The sequence below is a fragment of the Peptoniphilus equinus genome (assembly GCF_027921445.1).
Lineage (GTDB): Bacteria > Bacillota > Clostridia > Tissierellales > Peptoniphilaceae > Peptoniphilus > Peptoniphilus equinus.
Genome location: NZ_CP115667.1, coordinates 1,100,295 through 1,115,473, shown reverse-complemented (window position 1 = coordinate 1,115,473; position 15,179 = coordinate 1,100,295). Strand labels below are relative to the sequence as shown.

The 15,179-nt window shown below is 35.5% G+C and carries 24 protein-coding genes; 22 read left to right on the top strand and 2 right to left on the bottom strand.

The window, feature by feature from the left end:
• Positions 1-266: 266 nt before the first annotated feature.
• From O6R05_RS05345 to O6R05_RS05240, 22 genes are all read left to right on the top strand, one after another.
• The gene (locus O6R05_RS05345) at positions 267-722 is read left to right on the top strand and encodes a hypothetical protein (RefSeq protein WP_271190965.1); all 456 of its coding nucleotides are present in this window, start codon (positions 267-269) and stop codon (positions 720-722) included.
• A 27-nt stretch (positions 723-749) separates the two neighbouring features.
• The gene (locus O6R05_RS05340; RefSeq protein ID WP_271190964.1) at positions 750-1,148 is read left to right on the top strand and encodes a hypothetical protein; all 399 of its coding nucleotides are present in this window, start codon (positions 750-752) and stop codon (positions 1,146-1,148) included.
• A gap of 387 nt (positions 1,149-1,535) precedes the next feature.
• Positions 1,536-2,003 (top strand): P27 family phage terminase small subunit, encoded by a 468-nt coding sequence (locus O6R05_RS05335; RefSeq protein ID WP_449301147.1) that lies wholly within the window; start codon positions 1,536-1,538, stop codon positions 2,001-2,003.
• A gap of 5 nt (positions 2,004-2,008) precedes the next feature.
• Positions 2,009-2,791: an S-adenosylmethionine synthetase N-terminal domain-containing protein gene (locus tag O6R05_RS05330; protein WP_271190963.1), complete on the top strand. Its 783-nt coding sequence runs from the start codon at positions 2,009-2,011 to the stop codon at positions 2,789-2,791.
• Positions 2,788-4,041 carry a site-specific DNA-methyltransferase gene (locus tag O6R05_RS05325; protein WP_271190962.1) on the top strand — a complete coding sequence of 418 codons (1,254 nt, stop codon included), beginning with the start codon at positions 2,788-2,790 and terminating at the stop codon, positions 4,039-4,041. Before O6R05_RS05330 ends, O6R05_RS05325 begins: the two co-directional genes overlap by 4 nt.
• Positions 4,034-5,545, top strand: coding sequence for a DNA cytosine methyltransferase (locus tag O6R05_RS05320; RefSeq protein ID WP_271190961.1), 1,512 nt, complete (start codon positions 4,034-4,036; stop codon positions 5,543-5,545). The genes O6R05_RS05325 and O6R05_RS05320 overlap by 8 nt, the downstream gene beginning before the upstream one ends.
• A gap of 34 nt (positions 5,546-5,579) precedes the next feature.
• Positions 5,580-5,804, top strand: a complete 225-nt coding sequence (locus O6R05_RS05315) for a hypothetical protein (protein ID WP_271190960.1) — start codon at positions 5,580-5,582, stop codon at positions 5,802-5,804.
• Positions 5,805-5,838: 34 nt separating this feature from the next.
• Positions 5,839-5,997, top strand: coding sequence for a DUF4314 domain-containing protein (locus O6R05_RS05310; protein ID WP_271190959.1), 159 nt, complete (start codon positions 5,839-5,841; stop codon positions 5,995-5,997).
• Complete coding sequence (locus O6R05_RS05305; RefSeq protein WP_271190958.1) at positions 5,981-6,160, top strand: DUF5049 domain-containing protein; 180 nt, start codon at positions 5,981-5,983, stop codon at positions 6,158-6,160. The genes O6R05_RS05310 and O6R05_RS05305 overlap by 17 nt, the downstream gene beginning before the upstream one ends.
• Before the next feature lie 128 nt (positions 6,161-6,288).
• Positions 6,289-6,549, top strand: coding sequence for a hypothetical protein (locus tag O6R05_RS05300; protein WP_271190957.1), 261 nt, complete (start codon positions 6,289-6,291; stop codon positions 6,547-6,549).
• Between the two features lies 1 nt (position 6,550).
• A complete protein-coding gene (locus O6R05_RS05295; protein ID WP_271190956.1) occupies positions 6,551-6,832 on the top strand; it encodes an Nmad4 family putative nucleotide modification protein in 282 nt (93 codons plus the stop codon).
• 173 nt (positions 6,833-7,005) lie between these two features.
• Positions 7,006-8,595, top strand: coding sequence for a terminase large subunit (locus tag O6R05_RS05290; protein ID WP_271190955.1), 1,590 nt, complete (start codon positions 7,006-7,008; stop codon positions 8,593-8,595).
• A 110-nt stretch (positions 8,596-8,705) separates the two neighbouring features.
• Positions 8,706-9,857: a phage portal protein gene (locus O6R05_RS05285; protein WP_271190954.1), complete on the top strand. Its 1,152-nt coding sequence runs from the start codon at positions 8,706-8,708 to the stop codon at positions 9,855-9,857.
• Positions 9,844-9,969: a hypothetical protein gene (locus tag O6R05_RS05280; protein ID WP_271190953.1), complete on the top strand. Its 126-nt coding sequence runs from the start codon at positions 9,844-9,846 to the stop codon at positions 9,967-9,969. Before O6R05_RS05285 ends, O6R05_RS05280 begins: the two co-directional genes overlap by 14 nt.
• A 122-nt stretch (positions 9,970-10,091) precedes the next feature.
• Positions 10,092-10,775 carry a head maturation protease, ClpP-related gene (locus O6R05_RS05275; protein WP_449301146.1) on the top strand — a complete coding sequence of 228 codons (684 nt, stop codon included), beginning with the start codon at positions 10,092-10,094 and terminating at the stop codon, positions 10,773-10,775.
• Between the two features lie 5 nt (positions 10,776-10,780).
• Positions 10,781-11,971 (top strand): phage major capsid protein, encoded by a 1,191-nt coding sequence (locus tag O6R05_RS05270; protein WP_271190952.1) that lies wholly within the window; start codon positions 10,781-10,783, stop codon positions 11,969-11,971.
• Between the two features lie 11 nt (positions 11,972-11,982).
• Positions 11,983-12,255: a head-tail connector protein gene (locus O6R05_RS05265; protein WP_271190951.1), complete on the top strand. Its 273-nt coding sequence runs from the start codon at positions 11,983-11,985 to the stop codon at positions 12,253-12,255.
• The gene (locus O6R05_RS05260) at positions 12,255-12,587 is read left to right on the top strand and encodes a phage head closure protein (RefSeq protein WP_271190950.1); all 333 of its coding nucleotides are present in this window, start codon (positions 12,255-12,257) and stop codon (positions 12,585-12,587) included. Before O6R05_RS05265 ends, O6R05_RS05260 begins: the two co-directional genes overlap by 1 nt.
• Positions 12,584-12,973 (top strand): HK97 gp10 family phage protein, encoded by a 390-nt coding sequence (locus O6R05_RS05255; protein WP_271190949.1) that lies wholly within the window; start codon positions 12,584-12,586, stop codon positions 12,971-12,973. The genes O6R05_RS05260 and O6R05_RS05255 overlap by 4 nt, the downstream gene beginning before the upstream one ends.
• Before the next feature lie 83 nt (positions 12,974-13,056).
• Entirely contained in the window at positions 13,057-13,386 is a 330-nt protein-coding gene (locus O6R05_RS05250) for a hypothetical protein (RefSeq protein ID WP_271190948.1), read from the top strand.
• A gap of 1 nt (position 13,387) precedes the next feature.
• Entirely contained in the window at positions 13,388-13,984 is a 597-nt protein-coding gene (locus O6R05_RS05245; protein WP_271190947.1) for a major tail protein, read from the top strand.
• Positions 13,985-13,986: 2 nt separating this feature from the next.
• Positions 13,987-14,343 carry a hypothetical protein gene (locus O6R05_RS05240; protein WP_271190946.1) on the top strand — a complete coding sequence of 119 codons (357 nt, stop codon included), beginning with the start codon at positions 13,987-13,989 and terminating at the stop codon, positions 14,341-14,343.
• A 178-nt stretch (positions 14,344-14,521) separates the two neighbouring features.
• Here the strand turns inward: O6R05_RS05240 and O6R05_RS05235 are convergent, their stop codons facing one another.
• Together O6R05_RS05235 and O6R05_RS05230 are read right to left on the bottom strand one after the other, a co-directional pair.
• The gene (locus O6R05_RS05235) at positions 14,522-14,851 is read right to left on the bottom strand and encodes a type II toxin-antitoxin system RelE family toxin (RefSeq protein WP_049690779.1); all 330 of its coding nucleotides are present in this window, start codon (positions 14,849-14,851) and stop codon (positions 14,522-14,524) included.
• The gene (locus O6R05_RS05230) at positions 14,848-15,171 is read right to left on the bottom strand and encodes a type II toxin-antitoxin system Phd/YefM family antitoxin (protein WP_019117841.1); all 324 of its coding nucleotides are present in this window, start codon (positions 15,169-15,171) and stop codon (positions 14,848-14,850) included. Before O6R05_RS05230 ends, O6R05_RS05235 begins: the two co-directional genes overlap by 4 nt.
• Between the last annotated feature and the right edge of the window lie 8 nt (positions 15,172-15,179).

The following is a 15,179-nucleotide window of genomic DNA, read 5'->3' as shown; positions in this document are numbered from 1 at the left end:
TTATCTTAAAAGCTGATTTCCCTACCAACGGTGCCGCCCTCTCACGCACAAAAAGACAGGTTCAAAGAGGGTATTAAAATTTAGTCTATACGGTATATAGAATATGAAAGTTGGTAATAATATAAAAATGCCTTATTATTTAGAATGAGGGGAAAAACATAGAGTGAAATCAACGAATAGACAAAAAATATTGTCGATATATTTCCGTGGAGAAAAAAATTGACAATTAAAACTAAAAGCTGTACTTTTTAAAAAGGAGGAGATATATGAAAAAAAGAAAAAGTATTGTTTTATTAGCTTTGATTTTGCTAGGAACTACAATTTTTCCAAATTTAAGTTTTGCTAGTTCTAACAGCGATTATATTTACGAGCAAGAGTTAAGCATTAATGATAATTTTGATAATGCAAATTCTAAAATACAAGAGCGTAGCATTCCATCGTGGATATCAAAAAAAGCAATTAAAGCAGCAATTAAACCTAGCAATCAAAGGAAAGTAGTTAATTTAGTGGGGCGATATGTTGGTGGTGACATGGCTGTAAAAGTTGGAAAGTATTACGATAAAATAGCTGAAGCACTTGAACCGCTATTAAAATGGGCTGAAATACCTGCACAAGCAGTAGATGATTCAATATATAGAACTCTATATAATTTTGGGGTTAGTAGCGCTGAAGCGAGATCTATTGGCCATGCAGTTAAGACTATCATTGATTTAGTGATCTAGGAAGTAGAATCATATACAATGAGAAATATGAAAGATAGAGATATCATATCCGAGCGTATTGTTGATGGCTTTGTGTATGATCCAAAGGTGCTGGCTCACGCAGTTCTAGAAATTGCTGAGTATTTAGGCCATACGATGCAAAACCCAATTTTTCCTGCGGTATTTAGTTTGAGTCAATATTTGACATGGGAAGAGCATGATAAATTATTGAATATTTTTTTTGAAATTGCTCGCAACAAGGATGAAGATATTGACTTTATGAGTGTTAAGAAAAAACTAATAAAAGGAGTTCCTGCACTATCAAGTTTAAATGACAGTTGTGTTGCTTCGCTCATAAAACTCTACGCAAGGATCTATGTTCCAGAATTATATCATTTTGCAATGACAAGTCTTAGTGAGTATGAATTTAAAATTGAAGGGAAATAGTACTTCATAAAAATATTAGAAAACATAAAAGTCCTACTATTTCGAAAATAGTATAGAAAAACAACCGAAGTGAGACCGGTCTCAATTTAGAGATGGGTCTCACTTCTTGTCTAAAAGAAAAATTTTTTATTTTTCTTTTAGACAAGAATATTAAACAAATATGGACATTTATTTTCGATGGTGAATTAATATATTAAGTATGTAGATCTTCGAAAATAAAATAGCTTATTAACAATTTATTAAAGAATAGTTGAAAAATATATTAAAAATGGAGATGATACTATCGCTAAAGATGGAACATACAGAGGTGGAAGACGAGTAAAAGCAGGAGGGAAACCACAGCCTGCTGTTGAAAAAATAGAAAAAGGTAAAAAAGTAGAAATACTAATGAATGATATTCCAACATTCACGCCAGAAGAAATAGATGCTGTTGACTTACCAGACGGAGCAGTTCTTGATGGAACCGATATGCCTACACCAAGTGACTATCTATCAGCAAAGCAAAAGAATGGAATACCACTTGGTGCTGATGAAATATATAAAGAGACATGGTCTTGGTTAAAACAGAGAAACTGTGAAAACTTAGTAAATCCAAGATTATTAGAATCTTACTCTCAGGCTTTTGCAAGATATATTCAATGTGAAGAGGCAATAAGTCAATTTGGACTATTGGGGAAACATCCTACAACTGGTGGAGTTATTGCATCTCCATTTGTACAGATGTCTAGTCAGTTTCAAAAGACAGCCAATCTTTTATGGTACGAGATTTATGACATTGTAAAAGAAAACTGCACGGAAGTCTATGAAGACTATGGGGAGGATATGATGGAAAAATTACTAAGGCAGAGGAGGTAATAAATTTGTTTGAAAAAGTAAATCCAAAGCATCCAGATAAAATTGCAGATTGTATTGCTGGATCCATTGTAGATTTAGCATATAAAGAAAAAGATAATCCTAAAATAGCAGTTGAGGTATTAATTGGACATGGCATTTGTCATGTAATAATTGAAACAGACAGTAAATTAAATAAAGAAGAAATCGGAGAAGCGATTAAGAGGATAGCTGGAGATGTCATAGTAGATATTAAAATTGTAGGACAAGATATACACCTATCAAATAATCAAAAAGAAAAGATAAGATGCGGAGATAATGGAATATTTAAGGGAGTGCCTGTAAATGCTGAAGAAAAGAAACTATCTTTAATAGCTAGAGAAATTTACTCCAACTATCCGTATGATGGTAAGTACATCCTTGATGGAGATAAACTTATCATCTGTCAGTCAAATGTACCAACGAAAATATTAAATTCTATTTACCCAAAGGCAGTTATAAATCCATTAGGAGATTGGACTGGTGGATTTAAGGTAGATACAGGAGCGACAAATAGAAAACTGGGATCAGATATGGGAAGATCTGTTACTGGTGGAGGACTTCACGGAAAAGACCTATCCAAGGCAGATGTATCCGTAAATATCTATGCCCACCTAAAAGCACAAGAGGAAAATAGAGAGATTGAATTATCCTGTGCTATTGGTGATGAAACTGTTGATGGTAGACCGTATTCTGAAATTGTAGAATTTGCTAGAAACTACATTAATTCTATTGGTGGTTTTGAGGAATTTGCTAAGTGGGGGCTCATATGATTACAACCAAAGAAATGAAATTAGTCGATATTGAAAAACTTGTACCCTATGTAAATAATGCAAGAACTCACTCAGCAGATCAGATTAATAAACTACGCTCATCAATTCGAGAGTTTGGTTTTATCAATCCTGTAATCATAGATCAAGACTATGGAGTCATAGCCGGACATGGGAGGATTTTAGCCGCAAAGGAAGAAGGTATAAAAGAAGTGCCATGTGTCTTTGCTGATCACTTAAATGAGGCACAAAAGAAAGCATATATTTTAGCTGATAACAGAATGGCTCTTGATGCTGGTTGGGACGAAGAACTATTAAGAGTTGAAATTGAATCCTTGGAGGAATATGGATTTAATATAGAGCTGACAGGTTTTTCAAGTGAAGAACTCAGTCAGCTTTTTGATTTGGATAATAATGTAGAAGAAGATGATTTTGATGTAGAAGAAGAATTGCAAAAGCCCACTTTTTCTAAATTAGGAGATATTTGGATTCTTGGTAGACATAAAGTTATTTGTGGCGATTCAACCGATGAAAAAGTCTATGAAAACTTAATGGAAGAATTAAAGGCAAATCTCATTATTACAGACCCTCCATATAACGTGAATTATGAAGGAACAGCCGGAAAAATTAAAAATGACAATATGGAGCAAGGTAAATTCTACGAATTTCTACTAAGCTCCTTTTTAAATATGGAAAAGTATCTTGCAGATGATGGATCAATATATGTGTTTCATGCAGATACAGAAGGACTTAATTTTAGAAGGGCATTTCAAGATGCTGGTTTCTATCTTTCCGGCACTTGTATTTGGAAGAAACAATCGCTAGTTCTTGGAAGAAGTCCATATCAATGGCAACATGAACCAATACTTTATGGTTGGAAGAAAAAAGGTAAGCATAATTGGTACACAGGAAGAAAGGAATCTACTATTTGGGAGTTTGATAAACCAAGAAAGAATGGCTACCATCCTACTATGAAACCAATCTCACTTTTATCCTATCCAATTAAAAATTCATCAATGACAAACTCCATTGTACTTGATCCTTTTGGAGGAAGTGGAAGTACCCTTATTGCCTGTGAGCAAACTGACAGAATTTGTAGGATGATAGAGCTTGATGAAAAGTTTTGCGATGTGATTGTAAAAAGATATATTGAACAGGTTGGAACAGGCAAGAATGTATATGTATTAAGAAATGGAAAAGAATATACTTATGAACAAACCATAAATATGATGGGTGTGACTGCCAATGAGTAAGGGATTAACTCTTGGCAGTCTTTTTGATGGAAGTGGAGGATTTCCACTTGGGGCAAAGCTAAATGGAATTGTACCTATCTGGAGTTCAGAAATTGAACCATTTCCAATTAGAGTGACAAGCAAAAGAATGCCAGAAGTAAAGCATTTTGGCGATGTAACTAAAATAAAGGGAGATGAGATAGATCCTGTAGATATTATAACCTTTGGCAGTCCATGCCAAGATATGTCCATCGCAGGAAAAAGAGCGGGACTGGATGGTTCTCGCTCTCATTTATTTTATGAAGCAATAAGAATTATTAAGGAAATGAGGAAGAAAACAAATGGAACAAAACCAAGATATATTGTTTGGGAAAATGTCCCAGGGGCATTCTCCTCGAACAAAGGAGATGACTTTGAAAAAGTCCTCAAAGAAATCGCAAGTATCAAAGGACATAAAATTGATGCGACTAGACCTAACAAATGGCAAAAAGCAGGACTTATCATGGCAGATGATTTCAGCATCGCATGGAGGGTACTTGATGCTCAGTACTGGGGAGTCCCCCAGAGAAGAAGACGTATCTACCTTGTCGCAGATTTTAATGGAACAAGTGCCGAAGAAATATTATTTAAGTCAGAAGGCTTGCCAGGGAATTTTGGAGAGAGCCAAAAAGCGTGGAAAGAAACTGCCGGATATTTTGGAACTGGCATTAAAACAGCAAGCGGGATTATATGCTTAAATGACCAAGGTGGGCAGAGGATGGATGTTTACGAGGATAAAAGTGGAACAATTACTGCAAGTGTAGGCAATCATCCACCACTCGTATTTGAAAATCACGGACAAGATAGTAGGTTTAAAGGTCCTATTGATGTAAGTAATACACTGGGGGCTAGTCTTGGAACTGGAGGAAATAATCAGCCTTTTGTAGTGGAAGATACTAGGTGTTTTGATATAAGGCTGACATCTCTAAATACTAAAAACCATAGAGCCAATGTCTACGAGACGGATGTAGCTAGAACCATCAATACAGGTCTTAATTCACCCGATGCTAATCAAGGTGGAGTAGCTCTTGTCTGTTCTACAAGCAAAAATTCTCACCATACAGTGGCTTTAATAGATAAGGCAAATACCTTAGTTGCCATCGATTACAAGGATCCTACAGTTGTAAATTATTCAGATGGAAAAAGGTATGTTGTAAGAAGGCTGACGCCAAAAGAGTGTGGGAGACTTCAGGGATTTCCAGATGGTTGGTGTGATAATCTTGAAACAGAAAATCCTACCGATGAAGAGATGAAGTTTTGGATAGATGTATTTGAAACTTATCGAAAAACAGTGACGAAAGCAAGTAAACCCAAAAGTCAAAAGCAGATAAGAAAGTGGCTTAAAAATCCCCATACTGATTCAGCGGAATATAAAATGTGGGGTAATGGCGTGGCTCTTCCAAATGTGTGCTTTGTGCTTGCAGGAATTTCATATTTTCTTCAAAAAACATACAGAAATAACTTGATATTACAGCTTTTAGAGTGATATATGTACTACCAAAACAAAGGAGGTAGTTTACATGAAAGTTGAATTTAACAGAACAGGAGCAGAACGAAAGCTACTTGTCACTGCTATTTCTGAAATTCTAGAAAGGAAAGCGAAGTATCTAGGCATGCCAAGTGCTGCTTATGATAAGGACCGTAAAATTCTACTTCAAAAGCTCTCCGGATCATCAGCTTTTAGAAACGGAGGTAATGAAGATGAAGTTTCCAAGTGGAGAAATAGTTCAGAGATTAAGAAGTAAATATCCCATCGGAACAAGAGTGGAACTTGTTTCTATGGAAGATATTCAAGCACCACCTATAGGAACAAAAGGAACAGTAAGAGGGGTTGATGATATTGGTTCCATTATGGTTTCTTGGGATAACGGAAGTAGTCTAAGCGTTGTTTATGGGGAAGATTTTTGCAGGAGGGTTAGTGATGAATCAGAAAGTTAAAGAGCAGATTCTCACAATCCGAGATACAGGCCTTACAAATATGTTTGATGTAAGAGTTGTTCAGAAAATCGCCTATGATATGGATTTTTATGAATTAGTTGATTTTTTAGAAGAAGATAGAAAATCCTATGTCGATTTCATCATTTATGGGGAAAAAGAATAATCTTACTATGAAATTATGTTATTCATCATAATTCACTTGAAAATACTACACTTTTCTTAAAAAATAACTTGCTATTATGTGCTTTTAGAGTGATATATAGTACTACCAAAAGCAAAGGAGAAGAGAAGATGACAAAGCAAGAAATTTTTAAAGAATCAATGGCAAGGCTAAAAAAGAAGGAAGAAGAACTTTATAAAAGGGAGCCGGAAAGAAAACTTTATGATGAAGGTAAAATCACATGGTCTGAATACCTTAAAAGAGCAAAGGTAAGGGAAGAAAAGGAAAGGAAAGAGAAAAATTTAAAGGAAATCAAGCCTTTGAACTTTATGATGCAGGACTTATTACTTACGATGAATTTTCAGAAAGGAATGAATAAGGGTGAGCACTAAGATGAGTGAAATGACAAAACTAGCAGAAAAATATGGACTTGCAAACCCTACAACACCGGAAGACATAGAAACAAGATGGGATAAAGTATTAACTTTTGGTGATAGAGTCTTACTTGCAGGATACCTTTATAGTCTAGATGGTAAATCATACTTTAGAGCAGTGTATGAATTTTTAGATGACGATGAACATTCATGTGAAAGCCTAATAGGACTAAGGGAGGTTTCAGAGGAAAGATTTGAGGATAATGGTCATGCCATTGAATGGGCATTAAAGCAAAAATAAAGAAATGAGGTTTAGGGCTTAGGCTCTTTTTCTCGTAGTAGACTAAGAAAGTCTTTTTTATGACCTAACCCAACGAACGTTAGTGAGTTGTAGGTAGGTCAGATGCCTTTTTGTTTCAAATCTTCGATTTGTCAAAAAGCGACTATGCCTATTTTTACAGGAAAGGAGGTCAAATGAAATATAAACCAAGTAAATTTATGTTAGAATCATCCCACTATGATAAAAGCAAAGCTGACTATGCCGTTACCTTTATCGAATGTCTTAAACACACAAAAGGCAGATGGGCAGGTAAAGACTTTAAGCTTATTGATTGGCAAGAAGAAATCATAAGAGACTTATTTGGAATCGTAAAAGAAACTGGATACAGACAATTCAATACAGCTTACATTGAAATACCTAAGAAACAAGGAAAGTCTGAACTTGCAGCAGCTGTGGCCTTGCTTTTAACTTGTGGAGACGGTGAGGAAAGAGCAGAAGTTTATGGATGCGCAGCTGATAGACAGCAAGCAACAATTGTCTTTGATGTTGCAGCTGATATGATAAGAATGTCTCCAGCACTTTCTAAAAGGGTTAAAATTCTAGCATCTCAAAAGAGGATAATCTATAAGCCTACAAACTCCTTTTATCAAGTTTTATCGGCAGAGGCATATTCCAAACATGGGTTTAATATTCATGGTGTAGTTTTTGATGAACTTCATACGCAGCCTAATAGAAAACTTTTTGATGTTATGACCAAAGGCTCTGGAGATGCGAGAACTCAACCCCTATATTTCCTTATCACAACTGCAGGAACAGATACGAAATCTATCTGCTATGAAACCCATCAAAAGGCAGTAGATATACTTGAAGGGAGAAAAACAGATCCTACCTTCTATCCTGTGATTTATGGAGCAAATAGAGAAGACGATTGGACAGATGAAAAAGTATGGAAGAAAGCAAATCCCTCATTAGGAATAACCGTCCCACTCGAAAAGGTTAGGCAGGCTTGTAACTCAGCCAAGCAAAATCCAGCTGAAGAAAACTCATTTAGGCAATTAAGACTTAATCAATGGGTTAAACAAGCAGTAAGATGGATGCCAATGGATAAATGGGATTTATGCAATTTTACTGTCAATGAAGAAGAACTAAAAGGCAGAGTTTGTTATGGAGGTCTAGACCTTTCATCAACAACAGATATAACCGCCTTCGTTTTAGTCTTTCCTCCACTTGATGAAGAAGATAAATTTCAAATTCTACCATATTTTTGGTTGCCGGAAGACAACCTTGACCTAAGAGTAAAGAGAGACCATGTAAACTATGACATTTGGAAAAAGCAAGGCTACATCCAAACCACGGAGGGAAATGTAGTCCATTATGGCTTCATAGAAAAATTTATAGAGGACTTGGGAGAAAAGTATAACATTAGAGAAATAGCCTTTGACAGGTGGGGGGCAGTGCAGATGGTTCAAAATTTAGAAGGTATGGGTTTTACAGTAGTTCCCTTCGGTCAAGGATTCAAAGACATGTCCCCTCCAACAAAAGAATTAATGAAACTTACACTTGAAAGAAGAATAGCTCATGGAGGCCATCCAGTTCTAAGGTGGATGATGGACAATATCTTTATACGAACAGATCCTGCTGGAAATATAAAGGCAGATAAAGAAAAATCAACAGAAAAGATAGATGGAGTTATTGCTACCATCATGGCTCTAGATAGGGCTATAAGGTGCGGTAATGATACAAGTGAATCTGTGTATGACGATAGAGGACTACTTATTTTTTAGGAGGTGGTAGTATAAACATTCTAAATTTAATATTCAAATCAAGAGACAAACCTAAAGACGGGGAGAGGATATCTTCATCGTCTTTTTTGTTTGGTAGAAATACAGCAGGAATGAATGTCAATGAATTCACGGCCATGCAGATGGCAGCAGTTTATTCATGTGTAAGGGTATTAGCTGAAACCTTGGCAGGACTACCACTACATCTATATAAAAGAGAAAGTTCAAATTCAAAAGAAAAAGCAAGAGACCATCCTTTATACTTCCTACTTCATGATGAGCCAAATGAAGAAATGACATCATTTGTATTTAGAGAAACACTAATGACCCATCTTTTATTGTGGGGCAATGCCTATGCTCAGATAATTCGAAATGGAAGAGGAGAAGTAATAAACCTTTATCCATTAATGCCAAATAAGATGACAGTTATGAGAAGTGAAGACGGAGAAATTTTTTATAAGTACAAGCATAAAAATGAAGATGTTTATCTTTTAAAAGAACATATCCTTCATATTCCTGGACTTGGTTTTGATGGTCTTATTGGATACTCACCAATTACAATGGCAAAAAATGCCATTGGTATGGCTATGGCTTGTGAAGAATATGGAGCATCATTCTTTCAAAATGGCGCACAGCCAGGTGGAGTTTTAGAACATCCAGGCATTATCAAAAACCCGCAAAGAGTAAGGGAGTCTTGGAACAAGGCCTTTCAAGGGCCACAAAATGCCAACAAAGTGGCGGTCCTTGAAGAAGGGATGAAGTATCAACCAATAGCCATAGCACCAAGTGAGGCGCAATTTCTTGAAACTAGAAAGTTTCAGATAAATGAAATAGCTAGAATTTTTAGAATTCCTCCTCATATGATTGGTGACTTGGAGAAGTCGTCATTTTCAAATATAGAACAGCAGTCACTTGAATTTGTTAAATACACTCTTGATCCTTGGATTGTTCGTTGGGAACAATCTTTGGAGAGATCACTTCTAACAAAAAAGGAAAAAGAATCCTACTTTATTAAATTTAACCTTGATGGACTCCTTCGTGGAGACTATGAATCAAGAATGAATGGCTATGCAGTTGGAAGACAGAACGGTTGGATGTCTGCTAATGATATAAGAGAACTAGAAAACTTGGATAGGATATTAGCTGAAGAAGGTGGAGATTTATATCTAGTCAATGGAAATATGCTACCACTTAATAAGGCGGGGAATTTCTATCAAAGTAATAATTTGAAAGGAGAAGATGTAAATTCAGATGAACAAGAATAAAATATTTTGGAATTGGAAGAAAGATTCCAATGAAGGCTATATAGATGGAGTCATTGCAGAAGAGTCTTGGTTTGATGATGAGATCACGCCAAGGCTCTTTTTTATGACCTAACCCGATGAGTGCTTAGCACGAATCGTTGGTAGGTCAGATGTCACGAAGTCCAATTTTCATCGACCAAAGGGAGATAAGAAAATTGTGACGGAGCTGACTTGGAGAATTGAGGTGAAAATATATTGAATAAAAAAGTATTTTGGAACTGGGCAAGTAACGAAAACGTCCTATACATTGACGGAGTTATAGCCGAAGATTCATGGTTTGATGACGATGTGACTCCTAAGCTATTTGCCAGTGAATTAAAAAGTAAAAATGGAGATATCACCTTATGGCTTAACTCTCCCGGTGGAGATTGCATTGCTGCAAGTAGAATTTACACCATGCTTTTGGAACATGAAGGTAAAGTCACTGTAAAGGTTGATGGTCTTGCTGCATCAGCTGCATCGGTTATTGCAATGGCAGGAAGTGAAGTATTAATGAGTCCAACCTCATTAATGATGATTCATAATCCTTTGACTGTAGCCATTGGTGACTCAAAAGAAATGCAAAAAGCCATAGATATGCTAAAAGAGGTAAAAGAATCAATCATCAATGCCTATGAGTTAAAGACGGGTTTATCCAGAGATGAGATTTCAAATCTTATGGATGGAGAAACTTGGTTTGATAAGAATAAGGCCATGGATATGGGGTTTTGTGATGGAACTCTTACTGATAAAAGAAGTTTAGACATAGCAACAAACATGGTTTTTTCAAGACGAGCAGTTACAAACTCACTTTTAACAAAGATAAATAAAGAAGTAAAGACTCATTCATTGAGTGAAGTAGAAGAAAGATTAAACAAAATTAAAAATACATGGAGGTAATGAAATTGACTATTAAAGAACTATTAGAAAAGAGAACGAAAGCGTGGGATGAAGCTAAGGCTTTTGCTGAATCTAAAAAGGATGAAAATGGTCTAATGTCTGATGAAGACTTTAACACATATGAAGAGATGGAGAGAACTATCGAGAATTACACTCGTGAAATTGATAGAAAGAAGAGGGAAGAAGAAATGGATAAAACTTTAGAAAAACCTACTACTCAAGCATTAACAAATGAACCTACTACTTTTAATGAAGAAGAAAAGCCAATGAGGGCAAGAAATGTCTATAAGAAATCTATGATGAAGGCATTAAGAACTAACTTCAGAGATATTTCAAATGAATTAAAAGTAGGCACAGATGAAAGTGGTGGATATTTAGTTCCAGAAGAGATGGAAGCAGATATTGTAAATGGCCTTGAAGATGAAAATATTGTTAGAAAATTAACTACAAAAGTGCAAACTTCTGGACTTCATAAAATTAACATTGCAGCTACAAAACCAGCAGCCCTATGGGTTGAAGAAGGTGGTCAGCTTACCTTTGGAGATGGTACATTCGACCAAGTATCTCTTGATGCACATAAACTCCATGTTGGTATTAAAGTAACTGAAGAACTTTTATATGATGCAGCCTTTAATCTGGAAAAATATATCACTGAAGAATTTACTAGAGCGCTAGCAAATGCTGAAGAAGACGCCTTCTTAAATGGAGATGGAACAAATAAACCAACAGGAATATTCCATGCTACAAAAGGTGGAGAACTGGGAATTACAACAAAAGCTGCAACCATCACTGCTGATGAATTAATAGATTTAGTTTATTCCCTAGATAGACCATATAGAAAAAATGCAGCCTTTATATTAAATGATGCCACAGTTGCTCAAATTAGAAAATTAAAAGATGTTAATGGTGCATATATTTGGCAACCTTCACTTAAAGATGGTGAGCCTGATAGATTATTAGGTTATCCTGCCTATACATCAGCCTATGCGCCAAAAGCAGATAAAGGAAAACTTGCCATTGCTTTTGGGGACTTTTCATACTACAAAATTGGAGATAGAGGACATAGGTCTTTCCAAGACTTAAAAGAACTCTTTGCAGGAAATGGCATGGTAGGTTTCTTAGGTAAAGAGAGAGTTGATGGAATCTTGGTTTTAAAAGAGGCAGTTAAATTATTAAAAATTGGAGCTGGAGCATAGGGAGTAAAATTATGATTACTCTTGATGAAGCAAAGACCTATCTTAGAGTAGATTTTGATGATGAGGATGAGATGATTAATTCACTCATCCAATCATCTATCAATCACTGTAAAGATGTGGCTAGAGTCGATAGTGAAGAAGCACTATCGAACAATCCAAATGGTAAAATCGCTGTCCTATACATGACTGCTTATCTTTATGAACATAGGGAAGATGCAGATTATGAGGACTTAAACTTAACTCTAAGGGCTTTATTGTTTGGAATGAGAAGGGCTGAGTTCTAATGAGAATATCAGATTTAAATAGAAAAATAACCTTTCAAAATAAAGCTGTCGAGGTGGATGAAATTGGTAACCATAAATCAGTATGGACGGATTATCTAGAAACGTCAGCCTATATATCTTTTCAAGGTAAAGGAGAAGAAGTTTTTCTTGGGATGGAAGTAGACAGGTCAGATATTTCTTTTACTGTGAGATTTCAAAATAGGTTAAAGAATATTAACACTTCAGAATACAGAATTCTATTTGATGATGAAATCTACAACATCATTTCTATTGACTTTATGAATTACAAAAATAGGTTCATTAAGTTTAGATGTAGGAAGGTGACTAGATGAATGTAAAAATTGAAAATATGGCTGAAGAAATTATAAAAGGCTTAGAAGAATATTCTGATATGGCAGCTGATGAACTAAAAAAGGAAGTTAAAAAGACAGCGAATAATATAAAGAAAGATATCCAAGCGAATGCACCTGTAGGTGAGACAGGAAAATATTCTAAGTCATGGTCAGTTAAAAAGGAAAGAGAAACATCAAACTCAATAGAACTTGTTGTTCATTCAAGAAACAGATATCAACTAGCCCACTTACTTGAGAAAGGTCATGTCCTAAGACAAGGAGGAAGAGTATCTGCTAAGCCACACATTGGACCAGCTGAGGAGAAAGGAATCAGAGAATTGGAAGAAAATATAATGAGGAAATTACAAGATGCACCCTCCCGATGAAAGAGTACGAAATCAAAGATTTCTATCTTTCTATCGTAGGGCACGAGAACATTTTTCTATAATTAGAATTTGGAGGAAGAAAAATGGATAGACTATTAAAAATAATTGAAGACATAGGACTTCCATTTGCATACTCGCACTTTGCTGAAGGAGAAAGTCCAGATCCACCATTTATGGTTTATCTATTTCCAAAGAATAAACACTTTGGTGCAGATGGAGAAGTCTTTTATAAAAACACCCAGATAGACTTAGAAGTATACACCGATAAGAAAGATTTAAAATTAGAAGAAAAGATAGAAGAGATACTTGATAGAGAGAAAATCTATTATGAAAAATCGGAAGTTTGGATTGAATCAGAAAGACTCTATGAAGTTCTCTATGAATTTACCATAGATTTAAATAAGGAGGAATAAAATGGCAAATAAAGTGAAATTTAACATCTGTAATGTCCACTACGCTCTCTTTGATAAGACCGAAGAGGGCGTTATTAAATACAAGGCACCTGTACCAATGCCTGGTGCTGTTTCAATTTCATTGGATCCTAATGGAGAGCCTGAAAGCTTTTATGCAGATGGAATTGAATACTACACTATTTCAAACAATATGGGATATGACGGAGATTTGGAAATCGCTCTTATTCCAGAATCCTTTAGGACTGATGTTTTGATGGAAAAATCAGATTCCAATAAAGTTCTTATTGAGTCTTCAAATTCTGAAACTGCGAACTTCGCACTTCTTTTTGAGTTTGATGGAGACCAAAAGAAAATCCGTCACGTCATGTATAACTGTTCAGCAGCAAGACCTACTCTTGAAGGAGAAACTAATGAAGAGTCAAGAGAAGTCCAACCAGAAACCTTGTCTATCCAAGCAAGACCACTTCCAAATGGAAATGTAAAGGCTAGAACAGGTGAAGAGACTACGAAGGAAACTTACGATGGTTGGTATAAGTCAGTCTATATGCCAACAGAAACTACAGTAACACCTTCAAGAGCAAGTGTTGGAGGTAAATAAATATGGCACTAACCAAGAAAATTCAAATCGATGGGAAAGAAGTTGTTTTCGGTGCATCAGCAGCTATTCCAAGAATCTATAGACTTAAATTTGGTAGAGATATCTTCAAAGACTTGATGGAACTTGAAAAGTCCATGAAGAAAAATGATGAAGATAAATCTAATCTTGATATAGGATCATTAGAACTATTTGAAAATATAGCCTATGTAATGGCAAAGCATGGAGATAAATCTGTGCCAGATAGTCCGGAAGAATGGTTAGATAATTTCTCAACCTTTTCAATTTATCAAATTCTACCTCAGCTAATTGAGTTATGGGGACTTAATATAAAATCGGAAGAAGTTCCTAAAAAAAAGTAAGACCAACAGAAAGACCAATGACTACACCCTTGTTTTTACTAAGGGCAGTGGAACTTGGCCTTTCTGTTTCTGATTTATCTCTACTAACAATTGGGCTTGTAAATGATATGTTTACAGAAAAGAATAATGACGACTATAAATACAAAGAAGTAGCTACGCAAGAAGATTATGATAAGTTCTAATCTTCAAGCTTAGCTACTCTTTTTTCAGCATCTTTATAGACTTTGGATTCGGCTCTTGCACCGATAATAATGACAAGAACTTCGTCATCTGATTTTTCCAATTTATAAACAATCCTAAGACCTGAACTCTTAAGTTTAATTTTCATAAGACCAGCAAGCTTAGAATCAGAAAGGTTAGAAAGAGGCTTGCCATACCCACCTTCAGTATTAGGAAGAGGATTTATTAAGATCCTCTTAAGTGCTTTATCGACAATTTTTCTTTGAGAGCCATCTAAGGCTTTATAGTCTTGGATGGCTTCTTTTATAAAGGATAGTTTATAGTTCATTCGATTTCGTCCTCATCAAGAGGAGAGACTTCATTTAAATCGATATGGAAGGCTTCTTCAAATTCATCTTGAGAAATTAAATCGGATTTATCCATTGATGACATCCTAGTATTGGCAAGCATAAGATCTCTTGCATCTTCGAGCTCATCAATGAGTTTCGTATATTCATCAGGGGAAACAAGAATGCACTCAGGAGTGTTGTTCTTTAATACGACCTTAGAACCGTTCACTTTGACATCATCGAAAATACGTCCAGCTAGGCCTCGATTAAATTCAGAAATGGATACAGTCTTATTGGATAATTCTTTTACAAAATTCATACTTATCA

Bases quoted from the DNA above. Each gene is read 5' to 3' on its own strand.
- O6R05_RS05345 (WP_271190965.1), top strand. From the start codon at position 267: ATGAAAAAAAGAAAAAGTATTGTTTTATTAGCTTTGATTTTGCTAGGA.
- O6R05_RS05340 (WP_271190964.1), top strand. From the start codon at position 750: ATGAAAGATAGAGATATCATATCCGAGCGTATTGTTGATGGCTTTGTG.
- O6R05_RS05335 (WP_449301147.1), top strand. From the start codon at position 1,536: ATGAATGATATTCCAACATTCACGCCAGAAGAAATAGATGCTGTTGAC.
- O6R05_RS05325 (WP_271190962.1), top strand. From the start codon at position 2,788: ATGATTACAACCAAAGAAATGAAATTAGTCGATATTGAAAAACTTGTA.
- O6R05_RS05320 (WP_271190961.1), top strand. From the start codon at position 4,034: ATGAGTAAGGGATTAACTCTTGGCAGTCTTTTTGATGGAAGTGGAGGA.
- O6R05_RS05315 (WP_271190960.1), top strand. From the start codon at position 5,580: ATGAAAGTTGAATTTAACAGAACAGGAGCAGAACGAAAGCTACTTGTC.
- O6R05_RS05310 (WP_271190959.1), top strand. From the start codon at position 5,839: ATGGAAGATATTCAAGCACCACCTATAGGAACAAAAGGAACAGTAAGA.
- O6R05_RS05305 (WP_271190958.1), top strand. From the start codon at position 5,981: ATGAATCAGAAAGTTAAAGAGCAGATTCTCACAATCCGAGATACAGGC.
- O6R05_RS05300 (WP_271190957.1), top strand. From the start codon at position 6,289: ATGACAAAGCAAGAAATTTTTAAAGAATCAATGGCAAGGCTAAAAAAG.
- O6R05_RS05295 (WP_271190956.1), top strand. From the start codon at position 6,551: ATGAGTGAAATGACAAAACTAGCAGAAAAATATGGACTTGCAAACCCT.
- O6R05_RS05290 (WP_271190955.1), top strand. From the start codon at position 7,006: ATGAAATATAAACCAAGTAAATTTATGTTAGAATCATCCCACTATGAT.
- O6R05_RS05285 (WP_271190954.1), top strand. From the start codon at position 8,706: ATGAATGTCAATGAATTCACGGCCATGCAGATGGCAGCAGTTTATTCA.
- O6R05_RS05280 (WP_271190953.1), top strand. From the start codon at position 9,844: ATGAACAAGAATAAAATATTTTGGAATTGGAAGAAAGATTCCAATGAA.
- O6R05_RS05265 (WP_271190951.1), top strand. From the start codon at position 11,983: ATGATTACTCTTGATGAAGCAAAGACCTATCTTAGAGTAGATTTTGAT.
- O6R05_RS05260 (WP_271190950.1), top strand. From the start codon at position 12,255: ATGAGAATATCAGATTTAAATAGAAAAATAACCTTTCAAAATAAAGCT.
- O6R05_RS05255 (WP_271190949.1), top strand. From the start codon at position 12,584: ATGAATGTAAAAATTGAAAATATGGCTGAAGAAATTATAAAAGGCTTA.
- O6R05_RS05250 (WP_271190948.1), top strand. From the start codon at position 13,057: ATGGATAGACTATTAAAAATAATTGAAGACATAGGACTTCCATTTGCA.
- O6R05_RS05245 (WP_271190947.1), top strand. From the start codon at position 13,388: ATGGCAAATAAAGTGAAATTTAACATCTGTAATGTCCACTACGCTCTC.
- O6R05_RS05240 (WP_271190946.1), top strand. From the start codon at position 13,987: ATGGCACTAACCAAGAAAATTCAAATCGATGGGAAAGAAGTTGTTTTC.
- O6R05_RS05235 (WP_049690779.1), bottom strand. From the start codon at position 14,851: ATGAACTATAAACTATCCTTTATAAAAGAAGCCATCCAAGACTATAAA.
- O6R05_RS05230 (WP_019117841.1), bottom strand. From the start codon at position 15,171: ATGAATTTTGTAAAAGAATTATCCAATAAGACTGTATCCATTTCTGAA.